This window comes from Pantoea sp. UBA6567 (assembly GCF_002434165.1).
GTDB classification, from domain to species: Bacteria; Pseudomonadota; Gammaproteobacteria; order Enterobacterales; family Enterobacteriaceae; genus Pantoea; species Pantoea eucrina.
The window spans coordinates 19,651-37,022 of the sequence record NZ_DJJN01000006.1 but is presented as its reverse complement, the minus strand read 5'-3'; the positions used below and the strand labels follow the sequence as shown (position 1 = coordinate 37,022).

Genomic DNA, 17,372 nt, shown 5'->3' with positions numbered 1-17,372 from the left:
TTTCTGCCAGCGCGCCGCGCCAGCAGTAAGCGTGGGTGAGGTCAGAGTCCCAGCGCGTAGCGCAGCGCACGACGCTTCAGGCCGCCGGCACGCTCTGCCGCCATCAACCCCAGATTACGCGCCAGGCGCAGCGGCGGCAGTGAGTTGCTGAACGCAAAATAGAACAGATCCATGCCACCCTGCATCAGCAGATTATCGCGATAGCGTTCACGCTGATAGCGCTGCAGCACCGCCATTCCTGACCACGTCTGCGCCTGACTGCGCGCCTCAGTCAGCACGGTAATCAGCGCATCCACGTCGCGATAGCCCAGGTTAACGCCCTGCCCCGCCAGCGGATTAATCGTATGCGCAGCATCGCCCACCAGCGCCAGCCCCGGCATGACGTAGCGCGTGGCATGACGCCGGACCAGGGGAAACGACGCCGCGCTCTTTATCTGAAAACGGCCGAGACGAGCCGGGAAATTCAGCTTTACCTCTTTCTCCAGCTGGCTCAGCGGCAGCGCCTGCAGCTGACGGATACGCGCGGGTGCGTCATACCACACCAGCGATGCATGCTGGTCAAAAAGCGGCAGAAAAGCTCGCGGCCCCTGCGGCGTAAACTGCTGCCAGGTAGCATCACCCGCCGGATGCTCACACTCGGTACTGATAAGCATGCAGGATTGCGCATAGTTCCAGCCGTGCACGCCAATGCCTGCCAGCTGCCGCACCCGCGAGTTAGCGCCATCCGCGCCAACCACCAGCCGGGCATCAAGCGGTGCGCCCTGGTCCAGGGTGATGTGCCAGCCGCCGCTATGCGGCTGCAGATCCTGCAGCGTTGCCGGGCACAGCAGCGCGACGCCATCCTGCTGCATCTGCTCCCACAGCGCCCGCTGCAACACGCGGTTTTCTACCATATAGCCAAGCACCGGCAGCCCCAGCGATGCTGCATCAAACGTGACGTGCGCGCTCTGCCACTCCCAGGTTTCCAGTTTGCGATAGGGCGCACTGCGCATCGTCTCTACGCGCGCCCAGGCGCCCAGCTGCTGCAGTAACGCAACTGAAGAAGCACCAATCGCGGAGATGCGGATATCAGGCTCGCAGCTGCTATCAAACGGCTCAGGTTCTGCACGCTCAATGACAGCGACGCGGAACTGCTGCTGCGCCAGCCCGCACGCCAGCGCCGCCCCCACCATGCCACCTCCGACGATGACCACGTCATACTGTCTCTCCTGCATCAATCCTCACCTTTCCTGTTGCCCTGACGCCCCACGGCGTTTGCTGATAAACAAAGTGTACCGGAAATCATCCGGAAGGGGGCTGAGCCGCTGCCACATCTTTTTGTGTCCGCGCTGCCTGCAGCAGCCTGGCTGTCACGCTGGTGCGCGAAGTATGACAGGTACGCTGGTCACATCCCCCCCAAAGCATTACACTATGCCCCCTGCACTTCCCTGCTCAGATTCAATGGCTGGTTCAATGACCAAAAAACTGCATATCAAAACCTGGGGCTGTCAGATGAATGAGTATGATTCATCCAAGATGGCTGACCTGCTGAACAGCACGCACGGCTACACTCTGACGGAGGAAGCCGAAGACGCAGATGTTCTGCTGCTTAATACCTGCTCTATCCGTGAGAAAGCGCAGGAGAAAGTCTTTCACCTGTTAGGGCGCTGGAAAAAGCTCAAAGCGGCCAATCCCGATCTTATCATCGGCGTGGGCGGCTGCGTGGCGTCGCAGGAAGGCGATAAACTGCGCCAGCGTGCACAGTGTGTTGATATCGTCTTTGGACCACAGACGCTGCATCGCCTGCCGGAAATGATCAATCAGGTACGGGGGAATAAAAGCCCGGTAGTTGACGTCAGCTTCCCGGAAATTGAAAAATTTGACCGTCTGCCGGAACCGCGCGCTGAAGGCCCGACGGCTTTTGTCTCCATCATGGAAGGCTGCAATAAATATTGCACTTTCTGCGTGGTGCCGTATACCCGCGGCGAAGAAGTCAGCCGTCCCTGCGACGATATCCTGCTGGAAATCGCCCAGCTGGCCGCTCAGGGTGTGCGCGAGGTTAACCTGCTGGGTCAGAACGTCAACGCCTATCGCGGCGCGACCTTTGATGACCAGATCTGCACGTTTGCTGAGCTGCTGCGCCTCGTCGCCGCCATTGATGGTATCGACCGCATCCGCTTTACCACCAGCCATCCGATTGAGTTCACCGATGACATCATTGATGTCTATCGTGATACGCCAGAGCTGGTGAGCTTCCTGCATCTGCCGGTCCAGAGCGGCGCTGACCGTATTCTGACGCTGATGAAGCGGGCGCACACTGCGCTGGAGTACAAAGCGATTATTCGCAAGCTGCGCGCAGCACGTCCTGATATCGAAATCAGCTCTGATTTTATCATCGGTTTCCCGGGTGAAACTCAGCACGACTTCGAACAGACCATGAAGCTGATCCACGACGTTAACTTTGACACCAGCTACAGCTTTATCTACTCCGCCCGTCCGGGTACGCCTGCGGCTGACCTGCCAGACGACGTGCCGGAAGAGGAGAAAAAGCAGCGCCTTTATATTCTGCAGGATCGTATCCAGCAGCAGGCGATGGCGATCAGCCGCCGTATGGTGGGTACCGTTCAGCGTATTCTGGTTGAGGGTACATCACGTAAAAATGTGATGGAACTGACCGGCCGTACTGAAAATAACCGCGTGGTAAACTTTGAAGGCTCGGTGAACATGATTGGCAAATTTGTCGATGTTGAAATCGTTGATGTCTATGCCAACTCACTGCGCGGCGTGGTCGTACGCACTGAAGATCGCATGGGACTGCGCGTGGCGCAGAGTCCGGCGGCCGTCATTGCCCGTACCCGCAAAGAGGATGAAACCGGCGTCGGCCTGTATCAACCCTGACAGTTAATCACTGTGCGGCAGCACGCAGCGTGCTGCCGCCTGTTTCATCCGCCACCCCTTGCATTCTGCAGCGGTCGCCCAAATATCTTTCCCTGCGCTTGCGTCCTGGTGCTGTCCCATAAATAATTTTGTCATACGCTTATGACGCGCACGCGCGGCATCCATACACCTTTTCAACTGGCCCTGTGTGACCCAAAGGATTCAATTGAATATCGAAACTCGTGAAATCGCCCTGGAACCCGCCGATAACCAGCGTCTGATGAGCCTGTGCGGTCCGTTTGATGACAATGTGAAGCAGCTGGAACGCCGTCTGGGCATCGAAATCAACCGCCGCGACAACCATTTCAAACTGGCGGGCCGCGCGCTCAGCGTGGAGGCCGCCGCGCATATTCTGCGTACGCTGTACGTGGATACTGCCCCGGTACGCGGCCATATTCCGGATATCGAACCGGATCACATCCATCTGGCCATTAAAGAGAGCCGGGTGCTGGAGCAGACCGCTGAAAGTGTGCCGGAGTATGGCAAAGCGGTAAACATTAAAACCAAACGCGGTGTGATTAAGCCGCGCACGCCGAATCAGGCGCAGTACATCGCCAACATCCTCGACCACGATATCACCTTTGGTATCGGCCCGGCGGGTACCGGTAAAACCTATCTTGCGGTTGCCGCCGCGGTTGATGCGCTGGAGCGCCAGGAGATTCGTCGTATCCTGCTGACCCGCCCGGCGGTAGAAGCGGGTGAAAAACTGGGCTTTCTGCCTGGCGATCTGAGCCAGAAGGTTGATCCCTATCTGCGCCCGCTTTATGACGCGCTGTTTGAGATGCTCGGCTTTGAACGGGTTGAGAAGCTGATGGAGCGCAACGTGATTGAGGTCGCACCGCTCGCCTATATGCGCGGTCGTACGCTGAATGATGCGTTTGTGATCCTTGATGAAAGCCAGAACACCACCATTGAACAGATGAAGATGTTCCTGACGCGCATCGGCTTTAACTCCAAAGCGGTGATCACCGGTGACGTGACGCAGATTGACCTGCCGCGCAGCACCAAGTCGGGTCTGCGCCACGCGATTGAAGTGCTGGCTGACGTCGAAGAGATCAGCTTTAACTTCTTCCACAGCGAAGATGTGGTACGCCATCCGGTAGTGGCACGTATTGTGAACGCTTATGAAGCCTGGGAAGAGGCGGATCAGAAGCGTCGTGATAAACTGGCGGAAGAGCGTAAACGGGAGTCGCTGGCCGCACAGGCTGTGCACTCCACACCACCACAGGAGCCGTCATGAGTACGGTAGTACTGGATTTACAGCAGGCCTGCGCCGACGCGCACGGCCTGCCGGAAGAAACCGCTTTTCAGCGCTGGCTGGAAGCGGCCGTTACCCCCTTTCAGCCAGAAAGTGAGGTCACGATTCGCCTGGTTGATGAAGCGGAGAGTCACGAGCTAAACCTGACTTATCGCGGCAAAGACAAGCCGACCAACGTGCTCTCTTTTCCTTTTGAAGCGCCGCCAGGAATTGAGCTGCCGCTGCTGGGTGATTTAATTATCTGTCGCCAGGTGGTTGAGCAGGAAGCGGCTGAACAGGGTAAAAGCACTGAAGCACACTGGGCACACATGGTCGTACACGGCACGCTGCATCTGCTGGGCTATGACCATATTGAAGACAGTGAAGCCGAAGAGATGGAGGCGCTGGAGACTGAGATAATGCTTGCTCTTGGTTATCCTGACCCGTACATTTCGGAGAAAGAAGACGCCTGAGCCGTGGGTTCAGGCTACTGTGCTGCCGGCGGGACGCGGGCAGCTATCCTTATCTAACAGCGAGATCGTAATTAAAACGCCATGAGCGACGACCATTCTCAAAACAACGACGCCCCCAGTAGTAAAAAGGGCTTCTTTTCCCTGCTGCTTAGCCAGCTGTTTCACGGTGAACCTAAAAATCGTGATGAACTGCTGGGTCTGATCCGTGATTCTGAACAAAAAGAGCTGATTGACCAGGATACCCGCGACATGCTGGAAGGGGTGCTCGACATCGCCGAACAGCGCGTACGCGATATCATGATCCCACGCTCACAGATGATCACCCTGAAGCGCAATCAGAGTCTGGAAGAGTGCCTGGCCGTGATTATTGAATCTGCGCACTCCCGTTTTCCGGTCATCAGCGAAGATAAAGATCACGTTGAAGGCATTCTGATGGCGAAAGATCTGCTGCCGTTTATGAGCAGCAGCGCTGAGCCCTTCAGTATGGAAAAGGTGCTGCGTCCTGCGGTAGTGGTGCCGGAAAGCAAGCGCGTTGACCGCATGCTGAAAGAGTTCCGCTCGCAGCGCTATCATATGGCGATTGTTATTGATGAATTTGGTGGCGTATCTGGCCTGGTGACCATCGAAGATATTCTGGAGCTGATTGTCGGCGAAATCGAAGATGAGTATGACGACGAAGAAGATCGCGACATCCGTCAGCTGAATCGCCATACCTACACGTTACGCGCGCTGACGCCGATTGAAGATTTCAACGAGGCGTTCGGCACCGATTTCAGCGATGACGAAGTGGATACGATTGGCGGTCTGGTTATGCAGGGCTTTGGCCACCTTCCGGCTCGCGGCGAGAGTATCACTATTGATGGCTACCACTTCAAAGTCGCTATGGCGGACAGCCGTCGTATTATTCAGGTGCATGTGAAAATTCCGGAAGATTCTCCACAACCGCAACTCGAAGACGAATAACTTTATGGCATCTGCCTCTCTTTTTTCCCGCCAGCGGGTGCGTCTGCTGCTGGCGCTGATAGCGGGTGCCACCGGCACCCTCGCCTTTTCTCCTTACGATTTCTGGCCTGCGGCGCTTATCTCCCTGGCGGGTTTGCAGGTATTACTGCTAAACCGTCGTCCTGCCCAGGCTGCAGCGCTTGGCTTTACATGGGGCTTTGGCCTGTTTGGCAGCGGCATTAACTGGGTCTATGTCAGCATCGCTACCTTTGGCGGTATGCCCGGGCCGGTAAACGTCTTTCTGGTGCTGCTGCTGGCAGCATATCTGGCGCTCTATCCGCTGCTGTTTGCCGTGGTGCTCAACCGCTTCTGGCCGCGCGCTACTCTATGGCGGCTGGCGCTGGCGGCGCCGGCGTTATGGCAAATCAGTGAGTTTCTGCGCGGCTGGGTCCTGACGGGTTTCCCCTGGCTGCAGTTTGGCTACAGCCAGATTGACGGTCCGCTGAAAGGTATTGCGCCGCTTGCGGGCGTAGAGACCATTACCTTCCTGCTGATGATGATTGCCGGCCTGCTGGTCTTTGCCCTGCATCAGCGCAGTCTGAAAAGCCTGATTGTTGCCGCAGCCCTGCTGCTGCTGCCGTGGCCGCTGCGTATGCTGCACTGGTATCAGCCGCTGCCGGCACGCAGTGTGGACGTGGCGATGGTACAGGGTAATATCCCGCAATCGATGAAGTGGGATCCGCAGCAGCTGCGCGACACGCTGCGCGTCTATACCAGCTACAGTCAGCCCTATATCGGCAGTGCGCCGCTGATTATCTGGCCTGAATCAGCTATTACCGATCTTGAAAGTAACCAGCAGCCCTTTTTACAGGCGCTGGACGCGGAACTGCGCGCGCGCGGCAGCAGTTTGATCACCGGCATTGTTGACTCACGCGTTGAGGGTGATAACCGCTATCACGACTATAACTCCGTCATCGTGCTCGGTGGCAAACAGCCTTATAACTACCAGAGCCGTAACCGCTATCAGAAAAATCACCTGGTGCCGTTCGGCGAGTTTGTGCCGCTGGAGAGCCTGCTTCGTCCGCTGGCGCCGTTCTTCGATCTGCCCATGTCCTCTTTCAGCCGCGGTGCTTACATCCAGCCACAGCTGAACGTGGCGGGTTATAACCTCACCAGCGCCATCTGCTATGAAATCGTTCTGGGCGAACAGGTACGTGCCAACTTCCGGCCAGATACCAACTTCCTGCTGACGGTTTCAAATGATGCCTGGTTCGGCCACTCGATCGGTCCGTGGCAGCATTTTCAGATGGCGCGCATGCGTGCGCTTGAACTGGGACGCCCGCTGCTGCGCTCGACAAACAATGGCGTTACGGCCGTGGTCAACGCCGACGGCGACGTTGAAAAGATGATCCCGCAGTTTACCCGCCGGGTACTGGAGGCGCGCGTAACGCCTGCTGCAGGCGAAACGCCCTATGCGCGCAGCGGTATCTGGCCGGTCTGGTTACTGACGCTGGCAGCGATCACCGCCGCCATTGCACGCCGGCGCGTCTGACGCTCGCGTCTCCCTGAAAGCGAAGCCACGGCTTCGCTTTTTTTTTCTTTCCGCTGAAACATTCTCCTGCAATGCTGCGTAATGTGGCACGAAGCTTGCTGTTAACCATAACGACAGCGGCGAATCCCGGCAGCAGGCTTGCTGTCATGAATTTCACGCACTGTTAACGGGCATGATTGCGCACTGAAACAGCGCAAGGCAGCTATATTGCCTTGTAATGGTGCGGAGCGGCTCGCAAAAAACAAACTTTTTTGTTTCATTGCGTTAACATTTCGCTATGTTAGTCCCCTATCCTGCGCGCAGTTGCGCTAAAGGATTATTAAAAAAGCAGCAGGACACACAGACATAACATCACGCTCTGCGCAGTTTTATTCTGCGCGACATTCACACGAAGGAGTTGGAACATGCAAATGCGCAAAGTGGCCTTATCACTTCTGCTGTTGGGAGCAGCAGCGGGCGCGGCTCAGGCAGAAGATTTCACCGGCACGCTGAAAAAGATTAACGACAGCGGCGTTATTGTCGTCGGCCATCGTGAGTCATCCGTTCCCTTTTCTTATTATGACAACCAGCAAAAAGTCGTCGGCTATTCGCAGGACTACTCCAGCGCCATTGTGGCAGCGATCAAAACCAGACTGAATAAACCCGATCTGCAGATCAAGATGCTGCCAATTACCTCGCAGAACCGTATTCCTCTGCTGCAGAACGGCACTTACGATTTTGAATGTGGTTCCACGACAAACAACGTTGAGCGTCAGCAGCAGGCGGCCTTCTCTGACACCATCTTCATCATCGGCACCCGCTTACTGGTGAAAAAAGGCGGTGACATTAAAGATTTCACCGATCTGAAAGGCAAAACGGTTGTGGTCACCTCCGGTACCACCTCTGAAATTCTGCTGCGCAAGCTGAATGATGAGAAAAAGCTCGATATGCGCATTATCAGCGCTAAAGATCATGGCGATTCGTTCCGCACGCTGGAAACCGGACGTGCCGTCGCCTTTATGATGGATGATGCCCTGCTGGCCGGTGAGCGCGCCAAGGCGAAAAAGCCTGATAACTGGGAGATTACGGGTACCGCGCAATCCAAAGAGGCTTACGGCTGCATGCTGCGTAAAGACGATCCACAGTTCAAACAGCTGCTGGATGAAACCATTGCTAAGGCACAGACCTCCGGTGAAGCGACCAAATGGTTTGATAAATGGTTTAAACAGCCTATTCCGCCAAAAAACCTCAATCTGAATTTTGAACTCTCCTCCGATATGCAGGCCCTGTTTAAATCACCTAACGACAAGGCGCTGTAACGTAACAACGATAACAAGGGCGGCCAGGCTGCCCTCCTGATTGCTGAACATGCGGTACGGACAGACAGACTGCTGCGGGTCGTTCCCCTGCGGCAGGAAAAAAGAGACCGCTCAACAATCTTATGGGTAGCCTGGCTACCCTTTTTTACCGGAGCTCGTTATGGGTATCGACTGGAACTGGGGCATCTTTTTACAGCAGGCTCCGTTCGGCAATACGACCTACCTTGGCTGGCTGTGGTCCGGATTTCAGGTGACCGTCGCGGTCTCCTGCTGCGCCTGGATTATCGCCTTCCTGGTGGGATCGCTGTTTGGCATTCTGCGTACCGTACCGAATCGCCTGCTGGCTGCGATTGGCACCTGCTATGTAGAGCTGTTTCGTAATATCCCGCTGATTGTGCAGTTTTTCTTCTGGTATCTGGTGGCGCCGGAACTGGTTGGTGAGAAGCTCGGCATGTGGTTTAAGGCGGAGCTTGATCCAAACATTCAGTTCTTCCTCTCCTCCATGATCTGTCTCGGACTTTTTACCGCAGCGCGCGTCTGCGAGCAGGTGCGGGCGGCGATTCAGTCGCTGCCGCGCGGACAGAAAAATGCCGGACTGGCTATGGGGCTGACGCTGCCACAAACCTATCGTTATGTGCTGCTGCCTAACGCCTACCGGGTGATTGTGCCGCCGATGACCTCGGAAATGCTGAACCTGGTCAAGAACTCCGCCATCGCCTCCACGATTGGCCTGGTCGACCTGGCTGCCCAGGCGGGCAAGCTGCTCGACTACTCGGCGCACGCCTATGAGTCCTTTACTGCGATTACGCTCGCCTATGTCGGCATCAATCTGGTGATTATGCTGGTCATGGGTCTGGTAGAACGCAAAATTCGCCTGCCCGGCAACCTGGGAGGGAAATAATGTACGATTTTGACTGGAGCTCTATTCCGCCCAGCCTGCCCTACCTGCTTAATGGCATGGTGATTACGCTTAAAATTACCGCCGTCGCGGTGGTGTTCGGCATTATCTGGGGCACCATTCTGGCCGTTATGCGCCTCTCAACGTTTGCCCCGGTACGCTGGTTTGCAAAACTCTACGTCAACCTGTTCCGTTCAGTCCCTTTGGTGATGGTACTGCTGTGGTTCTATCTGGTTGTGCCGAGTTTTCTGCAGCAGGTGCTGGGCCTGTCGCCGCAGACGGATATTCGTCTTATCTCTGCCATGGTGGCCTTTGCGCTGTTTGAGGCTGCTTATTATTCGGAGATTATTCGCGCCGGTATCCAGAGCATCTCTCGCGGACAATCAAATGCCGCACTGGCGCTCGGCATGACGCAGTGGCAATCAATGAAGCTGATTATTCTGCCGCAGGCGTTTCGCGCCATGGTGCCACTGCTGCTTACTCAGGGCATTGTGCTGTTCCAGGATACCTCACTGGTCTATGTACTGAGCCTGGCTGATTTTTTCCGCACCGCCTCTACCATTGGCGAGCGCGATGGTACCCAGGTAGAAATGGTTCTGTTTGCCGGTCTGGTCTATTTCGCGATCAGCCTGAGCGCGTCGTTGCTGGTTAGCTATCTGAAAAGAAAAAGGACAGTTTAAATGATTAGCCTGAAAAATGTTTCTAAGTGGTATGGGCACTTTCAGGTGCTGACCGACTGCTCAACCGAGGTAAAAAAAGGAGAAGTGGTGGTGGTCTGCGGGCCCTCGGGCTCGGGCAAATCCACGCTGATTAAAACCGTCAACGGACTGGAGCCGGTTCAGCAGGGCAGCATTCAGGTCAACGGCACTGAAGTGAACAATAAAAAGACTAATCTGGCCAAACTGCGCAGTCAGGTCGGCATGGTGTTTCAGCACTTTGAGCTGTTTCCTCATCTGAGCATTATCGATAACCTGGTGCTGGCGCAGGTAAAAGTACTGAAGCGCGATAAAACGGCGGCGCGAGATAAAGGACAAGCCCTGCTGAAGCGCGTGGGGCTCTCTGCCCACGCGGAGAAGTTTCCGGGGCAGCTTTCAGGAGGCCAGCAACAGCGTGTGGCCATCGCCCGTGCGCTCTGCATGGACCCGATCGCCATGCTGTTTGATGAGCCCACCTCCGCGCTCGATCCGGAGATGATCAATGAAGTGCTGGATGTCATGGTTGAACTGGCAAACGAAGGCATGACGATGATGGTGGTGACGCACGAAATGGGCTTTGCGCGTAAGGTGGCTAATCGCGTTATCTTTATGGATGAAGGAAAAATTGTCGAAGATACCCGCAAAGATGACTTCTTTAATAATCCGCAGTCCGGGCGCGCGAAAGAGTTCCTGGCAAAAATTCTGCACTAACCGCTGAACCATGCGCGCCGCCTGCACACACGCAGCGGCGCGCTGTTAACGCAATCTGTCAGGGTTCAAACGGCTGGCGCTGAAACTGATCGTGATTGCACTCAGGGCAGCGCGTCAGGCTTTCAGGCGTATAGATAGCGCGCGTAAAGCCGCAGTTTTCGCACACCAGATTACCCAGCCCCACCACCTCACCGCTCTGATAAACGCCGTGATGATGCAGGTCTTTAAACACCTCACGCCACTCCAGCTGACTCTTATCTGTGATATCCGCCAGCTCTTTCCACAGGCTCTCACGGATCACACGTAAAAAGACCGAATCTTCCAGCGCGCTCTCCGCTTCGGGATAGCTGCGGGAGAATTCGTAAAGATCGCGTCGCACCGCCCGCATTACTTCATCCACTTCAGAAGATGAGAGACTCTCGTCGGTCAGCAGATCCTGACGCGCTTCCGCGACCAGCGCGTCGATATCGCGTTCACCGTGCTCCAGTCGCTGGGTTAACGTTGCTACCGTGGTTCGATACGCCTGCGCCACGTTATTCATTTTATTCTCCTTTCTGCTGTGAGGGCTGCTGTAAGTTTAGCCGCTTTATCGCAAAAGCTCTGACGGTCATCGCGGAAATTGCAAAAGCGCGGAAGCCGCAACGCATTCCGCAGAAAAGCGGCGGAGAGGGACGGTGAAATGTTGTTGAGGGCGGGGCTTATGGGTATGCTATGCGGATCATAAGTAGACAAACCCGGCCTGTCCGATGCGGCGGTCAAGCCATCAGGCGACGATGTCAGCGGCTCTGCTGCTGCAACAGACGGTCCGGGAAAACGATTTTTACTAAGGATCACAGGCAGCCATGCAAGAGCAATACCGCCCGGAAGAGATAGAATCCCGCGTCCAGCAGCACTGGGACGAAAATGAAACCTTCAAAGTCACCGAGCAGGAAGGCAAAGAGAAATATTACTGCCTGTCGATGCTGCCCTATCCTTCTGGCCGCCTGCACATGGGCCACGTGCGTAACTACACCATTGGCGATGTTATTGCCCGCTATCAGCGCATGCTGGGCAAAAACGTCCTGCAGCCGATTGGCTGGGACGCTTTCGGTCTGCCCGCTGAAGGCGCTGCGGTAAAAAATAATACTGCGCCGGCGCCATGGACCTACGACAACATCAACTACATGAAGAACCAGCTGAAGCTGCTGGGCTTTGGCTACGACTGGAGCCGTGAACTGGCGACCTGTCAGCCAGAGTACTATCGCTGGGAACAGTGGTTCTTCACCAAACTTTACGAAAAAGGCCTGGTGTACAAAAAGACCTCGGCGGTGAACTGGTGCCCGAACGATCAGACCGTGCTGGCTAATGAGCAGGTAATCGATGGCTGCTGCTGGCGCTGCGACACCAAAGTTGAGCGCAAAGAGATCCCGCAGTGGTTTATCAAAATCACCGACTACGCTGAAGAACTGCTTAACGACCTCGACAAGCTGGATGAGTGGCCGGAGCAGGTTAAAACCATGCAGCGCAACTGGATCGGCCGTTCAGAAGGGGTTGAAATCACCTTTGACGTTGCGCACAGCGACGAAAAGGTCACGGTTTACACCACCCGTCCCGACACCTTTATGGGCGCGACCTACGTCGCCGTGGCGGCGGGTCATCCGCTGGCGCGACAGGCTGCCGCAGGCAATCCGGTGCTGGCCGATTTCATTGCCGAGTGCAGTACGACTAAAGTCGCAGAAGCGGATATGGCCACGATGGAGAAAAAAGGCATGGCGACCGGCCTGTCTGCTATCCATCCGCTGACCGGTGAAGCCATTCCGGTATGGGTCGCGAACTTTGTACTGATGGAATATGGCACCGGTGCGGTGATGGCGGTACCTGGTCATGACCAGCGCGACTGGGAGTTTGCGACTAAATATGGCCTGAACATCAAGCCTGTTATCCGCAACCTTGATGGCACAGAACCCGATCTGAGCAGCGGTGCCATGACCGAAAAAGGCACGCTGTTTAATTCCGGTGAGTTTGACGGTCTGGATCACCAGGCGGGCTTTAACGCAATCGCCGACGCGCTGACGGCAAAAGGCGTTGGCGTACGCAAAGTTAACTACCGTCTGCGCGACTGGGGCGTTTCGCGTCAGCGCTACTGGGGTGCACCTATTCCGATGGTCACGCTGGAAGATGGCACGGTCGTCCCTGCGCCAGAAGATCAGCTGCCGGTTATCCTGCCGGAAGATGTGGTCATGGATGGTATCACCAGCCCGATCAAAGCGGACCCGGAGTGGGCTAAAACTACCGTGAATGGTCAGCCAGCACTGCGCGAAACTGATACCTTTGACACCTTTATGGAATCTTCCTGGTACTACGCGCGCTATACCTGCGCTAACTACAACGAAGGCATGCTGGATCCGGCGGCGGCCAACTACTGGCTGCCGGTAGACCAGTACGTAGGCGGTATCGAACACGCCATAATGCACCTGATGTACTTCCGCTTCTATCACAAGCTGCTGCGTGACGCGGGCCTGGTTAACTCCGATGAGCCAGCAAAACGCCTGCTGTGTCAGGGCATGGTGCTGGCGGACGCGTTCTACTATGTTGGCGTTAACGGCGAGCGCAACTGGGTCTCTCCGGTTGATGTTACCGTTGAGCGCGATGATAAAGGACGTATTACCAAAGCAGTGGACAATCAGGGCCGCGACGTTATCTACGCCGGCATGAGCAAAATGTCGAAGTCGAAAAACAACGGCATCGATCCACAGCTGATGGTTGAGCGTTACGGCGCCGATACCGTACGCCTGTTTATGATGTTTGCATCGCCGGCAGATATGACCCTGGAGTGGCAGGAGTCTGGTGTGGAAGGCGCTAACCGCTTCCTGAAACGCGTCTGGAAACTGGCTTACGATCACGTAGCGAAAGGCGCAACTGTCGCGCTGGATGTCAGCGCACTGAATGATGAACAGAAAGCGCTGCGTCGCGATCTGCATAAAACCATTGCGAAAGTCGCAGATGACATTGGTCGTCGCCAGACCTTTAACACCGCTATCGCTGCTATCATGGAGCTGATGAACAAGCTGCTGCGCGCGCCGCAGGAGAGCGAACAGGATCGCGCACTGATGCAGGAAGCGCTGGTCGCCGTTACGCGCCTGCTCTATCCGTTCACGCCGCACGCCAGCTATGTCCTGTGGCAGGCGCTGGGTGGCGAAGGCAGCATTGATAATGCGCCGTGGCCGGTAGCGGATGAAGCCGCAATGGTCGACGATTCAATGCTGGTTGTCGTTCAGGTTAACGGTAAAGTACGCGGTAAAGTCACCGTGGCAGCAGATGCCACTCAGGAGCAGGTGCAGGCGCGAGCCGCACAGGAGCCACTGGTGGCAAAATATCTGGACGGCGTCACCCTGCGAAAAGTGATTTATGTCCCTGGCAAACTGCTTAACCTGGTCGTGGGTTAAGTTCAGGAGGAACTGTGCGACAACTAGTTATCAGGCTGTTTGTCCTGTTTGCGGTGCTGGTCACCGCAGGCTGTGGATTTCATCCGCGCGGCACCACTCAGGTGCCACCGGAGATGAAAACGCTGATTGTACAGAGTGGCGATCCTTACGGCCCGCTGGCGCGCACCGTGCGTCAGCAGCTGCGCATCAACGATGTAAACATCATTGAGGACAGCAAAGAGGCCAGCGCAACCTACCCGACGCTGCGTCTGGGAGGCGTGCGGCAGGCGCGTGACACGGCTTCAGTGTTTATCAGCGGTACCACGGCAGAATATTCGCTGGTGATGACGCTGACCGCACAGGTCGTGCTGCCCGGCAAAGGGATTTACCCTATCAGCACCACGGTCTACCGCTCGTTCTTCGACAACCCTAACGCCGCACTGGCAAAGGATGCGGAACAGGATATGATCCTGCAGGAGATGCGTCAGCGTGGAGCAGAGCAGCTGGTGCGTAAACTGCTGACGGTCCATGCCGCGCAGCTCAATAATAAAGAGACGCTGCCGGAGCCGGAGATCATCGCCCCGGGTTCTGATTCACCGGAAGTGCCCTCCTCTTCCGCCACCAGTCTGCAATGATCAGGATTTATCCTGAGCAACTGCGCGCGCAGCTTCGTGAGGGGCTGCGCGCCTGCTATTTTCTCGCCGGTAATGAACCCCTGCTGATCCAGGAGAGTGCGGATGCTATCCGCGCTGCTGCCGGCAGTCAGGGATTTGAAGAGCACTTTTCGGTCACGCTGGATGCCCAGACTGACTGGCAGGCGCTTTTTGCCAGCTGTCAGGCGCTGAGCCTGTTCACCCTGCGCCAGACGCTGACGCTGACGCTGCCGGAAAACGGCCCGAATGCTGCGATGGCTGAGCAGCTGGTTACCCTCTCTGCCCTGCTGCATAGCGATATCCTGCTGGTGCTGCGTATGACAAAGCTGACCAAAGCGCAGGAAAACAGCGCCTGGTACAAAGCACTGAGTCCGCAGGCGGTGCTGGTGCCGTGTCAGACGCCGGAACAGGCACAGCTGCCGCGCTGGGTCGCCGCGCGGGCCAAAGCGATGCAGCTCAGCGTCGATGAGGCAGCGGTTCAGCTGCTGTGCTACTGCTATGAAGGCAATCTGCTGGCACTGGCTCAGGCGCTGGAGCGGCTGTCGCTGCTCTGGCCTGACGGCAAACTGACGCTGCCGCGCGTGGAAGCCGCAGTCAATGATGCGGCCCATTTTACGCCATTTCACTGGGTGGATGCGCTGCTGGCGGGGAAAGGCAAGCGGGCGCTGCATATCCTCCATCAGCTGCAGAAAGAGGAGAGCGAACCGGTGATCCTGCTGCGCACCCTGCAGCGCGATCTGCTGACGCTGCTGCATCTGCAGCGCAATCAGGCTAAGCAGCCTCTGCGCACGCTGATGGATCAGCAGCGCATCTGGCAAAACCGGCGCGCGCTCTTCACCGGGGCGCTGCAGCGGCTGGACGCCGAACGACTGCATCAGGCGGTACACCTGCTGGCTGAGCTGGAGCTCACTATGAAGCAGGATTATGGCCAGAACCTCTGGCCGCAGCTGGAAACGCTCTCGCTGCTGCTCTGTCAGCGTCACTTTCCGTCAGGATTACATTATGTCTGAACTCTGCGCCCTGTTTGGCGGCACGTTTGATCCGGTGCATTATGGTCATCTGCGTCCGGCAGAGGCGCTGGCGCAGCAGGTCGGACTGAAAAAAGTCACGCTGATGCCCAACAATGTTCCACCCCACCGGCCACAGCCGGAAGCGAGTGCCGCACAGCGGGTGGCGATGCTGCAGTGTGCGATTGCCGACCGGCCGCTGTTTGATATCGACACGCGCGAACTGCAGCGTCAGACCCCCTCCTGGACGGTGACCACGCTGGAAGCACTGCGCCAGGAGCGCGGCACGCGGCAGCCGCTGGGCTTTATCATCGGTCAGGATTCGCTGCTGTCGCTGCATAAATGGCATCGCTGGCAGGAACTGCTGTCACTCTCCCATCTGCTGGTTTGCAAACGGCCGGGCTATGCGACGGAAATGGGTTCGCCTGAGATGCAGCGGTGGCTGGAGCAGCATCAGACGCAGGACAGTGCGGCGCTGCATCAGGCACCGGCAGGCCATATCTGGCTGGCGGAGACGCCGCTTTATGCGATTTCTGCCACCGAGATCCGCCAGCGGCGCCATCAGGGAGAATCCTGCAGCACGCTGCTGCCGCCAGCGGTGATCGACTATATCGATCGCGCTGGCCTCTATCTGGATGCTCCGCCCGCCGGCGCGGGTAAATAACCCGGATATATATCTCCTCCGGTTGTAGCATGCTATACTGCGCCGCTTAATTTTTGGCTGCATTTCCGGGCATTCAGCCAGCCCGCATTACCTGTTTTTAAGGGGAACCTTTTGCAAGGCAAAGCACTCCAAGAGTTCGTTATTGATAAGATTGATGATCTGAAAGGCCAGGATATCATTGCGATTGATGTCCAGGGCAAATCCAGCATCACCGATTACATGATCATCTGCACCGGCACCTCAACCCGCCACGTCTCCGCTATTGCCGATCACGTTATGCAGGAGTCCCGCGTAGCTGGCCTGACTCCGCTGGGCGTGGAAGGTAAAGCAGCGGCAGACTGGGTTGTCGTCGATCTCGGTGACGTCATTGTGCATGTAATGCAGGAAGAGAGCCGTCAGCTTTATGAGCTGGAAAAGCTCTGGAGCTAAGCAGTGAAACTGCAACTTGTAGCCGTTGGCACCAAAATGCCCGACTGGGTTCAGACCGGTTTTATGGAGTATCTGCGGCGCTTTCCGAAAGATATGCCGTTTGAGCTGACTGAAGTTCCGGCCGGGAAACGCGGCAAAAACGCTGACATCAAACGCATTCTGGAAAAAGAAGGTGAAGCGATGCTGGCGGCAACAGGCAAAGGCAACCGTATTGTCACGCTCGACATTCCCGGACAGCCGTGGGAGACCCCGCAGCTGGCGCAGCAGCTGGAGCGCTGGAAGCTGGATGGTCGTGATGTCAGCCTGCTGATTGGTGGTCCTGAAGGCCTGGCTCCGGCGTGTAAAGCCGCTGCTGAACAGAGCTGGTCGCTGTCGGCGCTGACGCTGCCTCATCCGCTGGTACGCGTGCTGGTTGCTGAGAGCCTATACCGCGCCTGGAGTATCACCACGAATCACCCTTATCATCGTGAATAAACGCCCGACAACCTCCAGA

Annotated in this window: 17 protein-coding genes; 15 read left to right on the top strand and 2 right to left on the bottom strand. The window is 56.6% G+C overall.

Features of this window, described 5'->3' with window-relative positions:
* Positions 1-41: 41 nt before the first annotated feature.
* Positions 42-1,214 carry a 3-demethoxyubiquinol 3-hydroxylase gene (gene ubiF, locus B4M48_RS06125; RefSeq protein ID WP_039383164.1) on the bottom strand — a complete coding sequence of 391 codons (1,173 nt, stop codon included), beginning with the start codon at positions 1,212-1,214 and terminating at the stop codon, positions 42-44.
* A 238-nt stretch (positions 1,215-1,452) separates the two neighbouring features.
* Here ubiF and miaB point away from each other — a divergent pair, with 238 nt between their 5' ends.
* The 9 genes from miaB (at position 1,453) to B4M48_RS06080 (ending at position 10,722) form a co-directional block, all read left to right on the top strand.
* A complete protein-coding gene (miaB, locus tag B4M48_RS06120) occupies positions 1,453-2,877 on the top strand; it encodes a tRNA (N6-isopentenyl adenosine(37)-C2)-methylthiotransferase MiaB (RefSeq protein WP_071668984.1) in 1,425 nt (474 codons plus the stop codon).
* 205 nt (positions 2,878-3,082) lie between these two features.
* Positions 3,083-4,156 (top strand): PhoH family protein, encoded by a 1,074-nt coding sequence (locus B4M48_RS06115; protein ID WP_288656243.1) that lies wholly within the window; start codon positions 3,083-3,085, stop codon positions 4,154-4,156.
* Positions 4,153-4,626 (top strand): rRNA maturation RNase YbeY, encoded by a 474-nt coding sequence (ybeY, locus tag B4M48_RS06110; RefSeq protein ID WP_071668982.1) that lies wholly within the window; start codon positions 4,153-4,155, stop codon positions 4,624-4,626. The genes B4M48_RS06115 and ybeY overlap by 4 nt, the downstream gene beginning before the upstream one ends.
* 81 nt (positions 4,627-4,707) lie before the next feature.
* On the top strand, positions 4,708-5,589 hold the full coding sequence (gene corC, locus B4M48_RS06105; RefSeq protein WP_039383156.1) for a CNNM family magnesium/cobalt transport protein CorC: 882 nt from the start codon (positions 4,708-4,710) through the stop codon (positions 5,587-5,589).
* Positions 5,590-5,593: 4 nt separating this feature from the next.
* Positions 5,594-7,120 carry an apolipoprotein N-acyltransferase gene (lnt, locus tag B4M48_RS06100; protein ID WP_039383154.1) on the top strand — a complete coding sequence of 509 codons (1,527 nt, stop codon included), beginning with the start codon at positions 5,594-5,596 and terminating at the stop codon, positions 7,118-7,120.
* A 404-nt stretch (positions 7,121-7,524) separates the two neighbouring features.
* Positions 7,525-8,418 (top strand): glutamate/aspartate ABC transporter substrate-binding protein, encoded by an 894-nt coding sequence (locus B4M48_RS06095; protein WP_039383153.1) that lies wholly within the window; start codon positions 7,525-7,527, stop codon positions 8,416-8,418.
* Between the two features lie 160 nt (positions 8,419-8,578).
* On the top strand, positions 8,579-9,319 hold the full coding sequence (locus B4M48_RS06090) for an amino acid ABC transporter permease (RefSeq protein ID WP_039383152.1): 741 nt from the start codon (positions 8,579-8,581) through the stop codon (positions 9,317-9,319).
* Positions 9,319-9,996, top strand: coding sequence for a glutamate/aspartate ABC transporter permease GltK (gene gltK / locus B4M48_RS06085; RefSeq protein ID WP_039383151.1), 678 nt, complete (start codon positions 9,319-9,321; stop codon positions 9,994-9,996). The genes B4M48_RS06090 and gltK overlap by 1 nt, the downstream gene beginning before the upstream one ends.
* On the top strand, positions 9,997-10,722 hold the full coding sequence (locus B4M48_RS06080) for an amino acid ABC transporter ATP-binding protein (RefSeq protein WP_039383149.1): 726 nt from the start codon (positions 9,997-9,999) through the stop codon (positions 10,720-10,722).
* Positions 10,723-10,780: 58 nt separating this feature from the next.
* On the opposite strand, the gene B4M48_RS06075 is transcribed toward B4M48_RS06080, so the two are convergent.
* Positions 10,781-11,263: a zinc ribbon-containing protein gene (locus B4M48_RS06075; protein WP_039383147.1), complete on the bottom strand. Its 483-nt coding sequence runs from the start codon at positions 11,261-11,263 to the stop codon at positions 10,781-10,783.
* A 301-nt stretch (positions 11,264-11,564) separates the two neighbouring features.
* Here B4M48_RS06075 and leuS point away from each other — a divergent pair, with 301 nt between their 5' ends.
* The 6 genes from leuS (at position 11,565) to rlmH (ending at position 17,353) form a co-directional block, all read left to right on the top strand.
* Positions 11,565-14,147, top strand: a complete 2,583-nt coding sequence (leuS, locus tag B4M48_RS06070) for a leucine--tRNA ligase (protein ID WP_071668981.1) — start codon at positions 11,565-11,567, stop codon at positions 14,145-14,147.
* 14 nt (positions 14,148-14,161) lie between these two features.
* The gene (gene lptE, locus B4M48_RS06065) at positions 14,162-14,761 is read left to right on the top strand and encodes an LPS assembly lipoprotein LptE (protein ID WP_039383142.1); all 600 of its coding nucleotides are present in this window, start codon (positions 14,162-14,164) and stop codon (positions 14,759-14,761) included.
* Positions 14,758-15,789, top strand: coding sequence for a DNA polymerase III subunit delta (gene holA / locus B4M48_RS06060; protein WP_039383140.1), 1,032 nt, complete (start codon positions 14,758-14,760; stop codon positions 15,787-15,789). The genes lptE and holA overlap by 4 nt, the downstream gene beginning before the upstream one ends.
* Positions 15,782-16,450 carry a nicotinate-nucleotide adenylyltransferase gene (gene nadD, locus B4M48_RS06055; RefSeq protein ID WP_071668980.1) on the top strand — a complete coding sequence of 223 codons (669 nt, stop codon included), beginning with the start codon at positions 15,782-15,784 and terminating at the stop codon, positions 16,448-16,450. Before holA ends, nadD begins: the two co-directional genes overlap by 8 nt.
* 111 nt (positions 16,451-16,561) lie before the next feature.
* On the top strand, positions 16,562-16,879 hold the full coding sequence (gene rsfS / locus B4M48_RS06050) for a ribosome silencing factor (protein WP_071668979.1): 318 nt from the start codon (positions 16,562-16,564) through the stop codon (positions 16,877-16,879).
* 3 nt (positions 16,880-16,882) lie between these two features.
* Complete coding sequence (gene rlmH / locus B4M48_RS06045; protein WP_071668978.1) at positions 16,883-17,353, top strand: 23S rRNA (pseudouridine(1915)-N(3))-methyltransferase RlmH; 471 nt, start codon at positions 16,883-16,885, stop codon at positions 17,351-17,353.
* The last annotated feature ends 19 nt before the right edge of the window (positions 17,354-17,372 follow it).